Source organism: Pseudarthrobacter sp., from assembly GCF_036675385.1.
GTDB lineage: Bacteria > Actinomycetota > Actinomycetes > Actinomycetales > Micrococcaceae > Arthrobacter.
The window spans coordinates 1-6745 of sequence record NZ_JAKFFD010000157.1; the positions used below are offsets into that span (position 1 = coordinate 1).

The window sequence follows — 6745 nt, forward strand, 5'->3', positions numbered from 1 at the left end:
GGGGGTGTGGGTGTGCCCCGGTGGCACGGGTTGGTTGGCCGCGTGCTACCGGGGCGGGTTGTTTCTGGGGGTGGGTTTAGGTGTTGTCCCGGTCTGTCTGTCGGGCCTGGATGGTGGGGATGCTGCCTGTGTGGGTGCCGCCTTGGTGGGAGTCCGGGTCCGGGCAGGAATCGGCGCAGTCGTGCTTTGTCACGAGGTCGAATTGAATGCCGCCGTGTTGTTCCACGCCGGTTCTGATGGCCCGTTCGACGACGGATGTGGCCAGGCGCCGTCGGAGGGAGAGAGGATCGCGGCGCAGGTCCTTGGCGAGGGCAAAGCAGAGCAGGAGCATGACGACGATGAACGGCAGGGCTGCGACGATGGTGATGCGTTGCAGGCCGGCCAGGGCTTCGGAGGGTTCGTCGCCGCCGGCCAGCAGCATGACTGCTGCCACGGCGCCGGTGAGGCTGCCCCAGAAGATGACGACTCCGCGGCGGGGGTGCTCGGCGCCGTTGGAGCTGAGTGATCCCATCACGATGGAGGCGGCATCGGCGCCGGTGACGAAGAAGATCGCGACCAGGACCATGGCCAGCACGATGACGCCGGCGGTGAGCCAGCCCGGCATGCCAAGGTTTTTGACGAGGTCGAAGAGTGCGCCGTCGAAGTTGACGGAGGATACGCCGTCGGCCGTTGTTACCAGCCCGGGCGTGCCTGCCTTATCGGCTTCCTGCTGGACATGGAAGGCGGCTCCGCCGAAGATGCCGAACCAGATGACGCTGACGACGCTGGGGACCAGCAGCACGCCGGTGACGAACTGGCGGATGGTGCGGCCGCGGCTGATGCGGGCAATGAACATGCCGACGAAGGGCGTCCAGGAGATCCACCAGGCCCAGTAGAAGATGGTCCAGCTGGTCATCCAGCTTCGGAGGGCTTCATCGCCGACTGCTTCGGTCCGGGACGACATCTCGGCCAGGTCGCGGGCGTAGTCGCCGACGGCGGACGGGATCAGGTTGAGGATGAACAGGGTCGGACCGGCGATGAAGACGATGAGTGCGAGGACGACGGCCAGGACCATGTTGATGTTGGAGAGCCACTGGATGCCGCGGCTGATGCCGGAGACGGCCGAAGCGACGAAGCAGAAGGTCAGGACGGCGACGATCCCCACAAGCACGGGAGTGCCGACTTCGCCGAACCAGCCGTTGGAGGTCATGCCGCTGCCGATCTGCAGGGCGCCGAGGCCCAGGGAAGCGGCGGTGCCAAAGAGGGTGGCGAAAATGGCCAGGATGTTGATGAACTTCCCGAGCGGGCCTTCCACCATCCTCATGCCGAAAAGTGAGGTGAAGGCTGCGGAGACCAGTTGCCGGCGGCCGAGGCGGTAGGTGCCGTATGCCATGGCAATGCCGACCACTGCGTACATGGCCCAGGGGTGCAGTGTCCAGTGGAAGATCGAGGTGGCCATGGCCGTCTGGATCGCTGCGGGGGTGCGGCCGTCCACGGTTCCGGGCGGGGGAGAGATGTAGTGGTAGAGCGGTTCGGCTACACCGTAGAACATCAGTCCGATGCCCATGCCGGCGGCGAACATCATCGCGACCCAGGAGACGGTACGGAATTCGGGTTTCTCGCCGTCTTTGCCCAGCGGGATATTGCCGAACTTGCCCAGGGCCAGCCACAGGACGAACACGACGAACAGGGACGCCAGGACCATAAAGAGCCAGCCGGTGTATTCCATGACCCAATTCAGGGCAACCGTGGAGGACGAGGCGAGGCTGTCCCGGCCCACGAAGCCCCAGATCACGAAGGCGATGGCGATGGCGCCGGTGATCCCGAAGGTGACTTTGTCGAGGGTGAGTGAGTGGTTCCGGCGCAGGGAGACGGCCTGCTCGGTCTTGGCAGTACGAAGCTCTTCGAGGATCTGTTCGTACTCTTCAACGTCCGGCAGTGGTTCTGCGGCGCCGTCCTCCGGATCGAGGACAGCAGGATTGGTGTCTACGTTGCGGGGAAATGCTGCCAAATCGTTCACGGCAGGCACCTCCTCGGGTGTATGGGATTTTAGATCACTATTTAGAGCCATGAACGGTCCTTTGATCGGTGAGGCAGGGGCCTACGGCAAAACATGGCCCTCGGGAATCAGGCCGGAAGGTTGGGGGCCTCGTCCGATTCGATGATCATGTTGTTGCCGTCGACAATTTGCACTTCGTGGTGCCCACCGGCAGTTTGCCGGGGGTGCATCCGGGGCTCCGGTGCATGGGGCACCTTTTTATGTTGAGGGGATTGATTTCGCGCTAAGTGGGTTAAGGCGGGATCGTTCCGCATGGCTCAACTGTGTTCGCAGTAAGCAACAGATTGCGCTCGATAATAAGAGATGTCAAGGGTTGGGACTGATTTGCCGGGAATGTGACACTCAACGGGGGGATGCGTCAAACTGTTGCGTATCACGAGTGTCGTTGCGCATGAAGCGGTTGAAAGGAGAGCTGTGGAGGACCACGTCATCATCCACAGTGTTCCCGATGGCTGCGGACCACACGGTCGTTGAATGCGGTTGGCTCTGTGTGCCAAGCCTTGTGGAAAGCGCAGGGATCCTCGACCCCCACCAGGATTGCTAGGCGTGGCCCGTCGGGCCGGGCCTACCGGCGCCTGTAGCCCATTTTTGTGCTGATGGTCAGGCCTGCATCCTTGAGGCCGTCAACAAGCCCGGGCTGTTCTTCCGGCGTAAACCGGAAGGCGGGGCCGGAAATACTCACCGCAGCGATGACGTTTCCCAGGTGGTTGTAGATCGGCACTGCAACCGCCGTCAGCCCGATCTCGAACTCCTCGTGAACGACGGCATAGCCATTGCGGGCGACGTCCAGCAGCTGCTTCTCCAGCTCCGAGCGGTTGGTGATGGTACGAGGCGTGCGGGCTGGGAGGCCGATCCTCTTGAAGATCGTGTCCCTTTCGTCGGCAGTCAGGGCAGCGAGCAGCACTTTTCCACTGGACGTGGCGTGCAGCGGTGTCAGGCTGCCCACCCAGTCATACGTGGCCAGCGTTGAGGGTCCCATTGCCTGGTCCACGTTGACCGCAAAATTCGATCGCAGCACGGCCAGGTTGACTGTTTCCTTATATGCCGCTGCGAGGCTCTCGAGGACCTCCCTGGCTTCGTGAACTACGCTCAACCTGCCCGGGATGGACGATGCCAGGCGCAGGATGCCAAATCCCAGCTGGTACTTTCCACGTTCGCTGTTCTGCCGCACCAGCTCGCGCCCGACCAAGGATCCCACAAGCCTCGACACGGTGGACTTGTGTATGCCCATCTCTTCGGCGATTTCACTGACGCCGGCGTCGCCTTCGCGGGCCAGGATGTCCAGGATCTGGAGGGCGCGGTCCACCGATTGGACGCCTCCAGCCTGCGCATCTGCGTCCTTGTCCGGGTCATTGCGTGCGGCCATCATGCCTCGTGTCGTCATCTATGCCGGGTGTGCGAGCCCGGGGGGAGGTTCCAGCCAACCTTCCGGCTCATCTTGATTCATCCTAGACCGACACTGCCGCAAGGCCGTCAATCGGCGTCAGGCGCGGCAACGCAGGACGGTGCATCCTTCGTCAGGACGAAGCTGTCGATGGGATGCCGGGCGAGATTTCTTATCGACCGTGGATGAGACTCAGCGCTTCGGCCCGGGCGGCCGGCAGGCGCAGTTCACCACGGACTGCCGATGTGATGGTCTTTGCCCCCGGTTTGCGGACGCCCCGCATTGACATGCACAGGTGCTCGCACTCGATCACCACAATGGCGCCCAGTGGCCGCAGCGATGTGACCAGCGCGTCCACCACCTGGGTGGTGAGCCTCTCCTGGACCTGCGGCCTGCGCGCAAAGACGTCCACCAGCCTGGCAAGCTTGCTGAGGCCGGTCACGAGTCCCTCAGCGGACGGGATGTAGCCCACGTGCGCCACGCCATGGAACGGCACCAGGTGATGTTCGCAGGTGGAATAGAACGGGATGTCCTTAACGATGACCATTTCACCGTGGCCGAGGTCGAAGGTCTTGTCCAGGACTACCAGGGGATCCTCATGGAGCCCGCCGAACATTTCCGCGGCGGCGCGGGCAACGCGGGCCGGCGTGTCCACCAGCCCAGGCCTTTCGGGGTCCTCCCCGATGGCCAGGAGGTATTCGCGGACAGCCCGTTCCACCCTTGGCCCGTCCACACCCTTCGTGACGATTGCTTCCGTCGTCAGGACGGAGCTCACGCTTCGGCCCGCTCAAGCCGCACGATAACGGACTTGGAGGTCGGCGTGCCGCTGGTGTCGGCGACGGAGTCAAGTGGCACGAGGACGTTGGTTTCCGGGTAGTAGGCCGCCGCGCAACCCTTGGGCGTCGAGTATGAAACGATGCGGAAGTTTTCGGCCCGTCGTTCGGTCCCCTGGAATTCGGAGATGAGATGGACCATATCCCCGTCCGTGAACCCCAGCTCAGTAATGTCGTCGGCGTTGATCATGACGACGCGGCGCCCGCCGTGGATGCCGCGGTAGCGGTCGTCCTTGCCGTAGATGGTGGTGTTGTACTGGTCATGGGAGCGCAGGGTCTGAAGGACGAGCCGTCCCGCGGGGACCCTGATGAATTCCAGTTCGTTGCCTGTGAAGTGGGCCTTGCCCGAAGCAGTATCGAACTTCCTGGCGTCCCGGGGCGGGTGGGGCAGGACGAACCCACCAGGGTTCTGGATCCGTTCCTCGAAGTTCTCGAAGCCGCTGAGGACCGCCTCGATGTGTTTCCGGATGATGGAGTAGTCGTCCCTCATGGCCAGCCAGTCGGCTTTGGGGGTATTGGGCAGCGGGAGGTCGTCGCTGCCGGTGAAGATTTTGTGGGCGATGTTGCAGACAATGGCCACTTCAGAGTGCAGGTGCTCACTGGCGGGCTTCAGGCGTCCGCGGGAGGCGTGGACCGCACTCATGGAGTCCTCCACGGTCACCCTCTGGTCGCCGGTGCGCTGGGTGTCCTTCTCGGTGCGTCCCAGCGTCGGAAGAATCAGTGCACGTCGACCCGTCGATACGTGGGAATGGTTCAGTTTCGTGGAGATCTGCACCGTCAGGCGCGTATTGGCCAGCGCCTGTTCCGTGACCTCGGAATCCGGGGCCGCCCGCACGAAGTTGCCGCCCATGCCAATGAAGACGCGGATCTTGCCGTCCCGCATGGCGCGGATGGCGGCCACGGTGTCGAAGCCATGCGCCCTGGGGGAGAGGAATTGGAACTCGTGGTCAAGCCGGTCGTGGAAGCTCTCCGGCATCTTCTCGAAAATGCCCATGGTCCGGTCGCCCTGGACGTTGGAGTGGCCGCGGACGGGGCAGACGCCGGCTCCGGGTTTGCCGATATTGCCTTGCAGAAGCAGGACGTTGACCACGTCGCGGAGGGTGGGAACTGAGTGCTTGTGCTGGGTGAGTCCCATGGCCCAGCAGACGATGGTGGCGCTCGAAGCCAGCAGGCGCTCGCCAGTGGATTTGATCTGTTCCAGTGTCAGTCCGGTGGCTTCGACGATGTCGTCCCATTCCGCCTTTTCGAGGTACCGCAGGTATTCGTCGATGCCAACGGTGTGGTCCTTGATGAACTCGTGGTCCAGCACGGTGGGGAGGCCGGGGGTCTTGCGCCCCTGCGCTTCGGCTTCGAGAAGATATTTGCCAAGCCCCTGGAAGAGGGCCTGATCGCCGCCAGCGCGGATTTGGAGGAAATCGTCGGTCAGCTGTGTGCCCACCACCATGCCGGAAATGTTCTGCGGATTCTCGAACCGCAGGAGCCCGGCCTCGGGAAGCGGATTCACGGAGATGATGACGGCGCCGTTCTTCTTCGCCTTCTCCAGCGCGCTGAGCATACGCGGGTGGTTGGTGCCGGGATTTTGCCCCGCCACGAAGATCAGCGACGCCGTTTCCAGGTCCGTGAGGCTGACGGAGCCTTTGCCGATACCGATCGTTTCAACCAGCGCCGAGCCGGACGATTCGTGGCACATGTTGGAGCAGTCGGGCAAATTGTTCGTCCCGATGCCGCGAACGAGGAGCTGGTAGGCGAAGGCTGCCTCGTTCGATGTACGCCCGGACGTGTAGAACACTGACTGGTCCGGGTGCTCCATGTCCCTGATCTCCTGGGCGATCAGCTCATAAGCGTCGTCCCACGCGATGGGCTTGTAATGGGTTGCGCCTTCGTCGAGGAGCATCGGATGCGTCAGCCGGCCCTGCTGGCCCAGCCAGAAGTCATCGCGCGTCTTCAGGTCCGCAATGGAGTGGTGTGCGAAGAATTCGGGCGTGACGCGGCGGCGCGTGCCTTCTTCGGCCACTGCCTTGGCGCCGTTTTCGCAGAATTCCGCAGCATTGCGCTTTTCGTGTTCAGGCCAGGCGCAGCCCATGCAGTCAAAGCCGTCAACCTGGTTGACAGCCAGGAGCGTCTGGATGCTGCGCAGCGGGCCCATCTGCTCGAGGGAAATTTTCAACGCGTTCGCTACAGCCGGAATGCCGACGGCCGTCGTTTTGGGCTTCGTCACGGTCAGTTTTGACTCGTCGATGTTCTGCTTGGGGGCTTTGGAAGCCATGTGATCTTCCCTTCAGATCTTGGCAGGAAACAGTGGAATGGAGGTGCTGCCTGGGGCCAGCGAAATGGTCGGCTGCAGTGCCCGCAGATCATCCAGGAGGCCAGGCAGGCGGCCGAGGTCGTTGAAGGTGTAGACATGGAACCCGGCAAAGAGGGGATCGCCCGCCAACTCCTGGTGAACCTCGCGGATCAGGCGTCCGCTGTCGTAGCTCAGGAAGTCGTCCC

Annotated in this window: 6 protein-coding genes; all 6 read right to left on the reverse strand. The window is 63.0% G+C overall.

The window, feature by feature from the left end:
• Window positions 1-76 precede the first annotated feature (76 nt).
• On the reverse strand, window positions 77-2050 hold the full coding sequence (locus V6M49_RS12545) for a BCCT family transporter (protein WP_332761293.1): 1974 nt from the start codon (window positions 2048-2050) through the stop codon (window positions 77-79).
• Between the two features lie 56 nt (window positions 2051-2106).
• A complete protein-coding gene (locus tag V6M49_RS12550; protein ID WP_256370769.1) occupies window positions 2107-2232 on the reverse strand; it encodes a hypothetical protein in 126 nt (41 codons plus the stop codon).
• A gap of 371 nt (window positions 2233-2603) precedes the next feature.
• A complete protein-coding gene (locus tag V6M49_RS12555) occupies window positions 2604-3404 on the reverse strand; it encodes an IclR family transcriptional regulator (RefSeq protein ID WP_141141904.1) in 801 nt (266 codons plus the stop codon).
• A gap of 190 nt (window positions 3405-3594) precedes the next feature.
• Complete coding sequence (gene folE / locus V6M49_RS12560) at window positions 3595-4197, reverse strand: GTP cyclohydrolase I FolE (protein WP_332761294.1); 603 nt, start codon at window positions 4195-4197, stop codon at window positions 3595-3597.
• Complete coding sequence (locus V6M49_RS12565; RefSeq protein WP_332761295.1) at window positions 4194-6521, reverse strand: FdhF/YdeP family oxidoreductase; 2328 nt, start codon at window positions 6519-6521, stop codon at window positions 4194-4196. The genes folE and V6M49_RS12565 overlap by 4 nt, the downstream gene beginning before the upstream one ends.
• Window positions 6522-6533: 12 nt before the next feature.
• A partial coding sequence (locus V6M49_RS12570; protein ID WP_332761296.1) for a hypothetical protein occupies window positions 6534-6745 on the reverse strand: 212 nt, incomplete at its 5' end.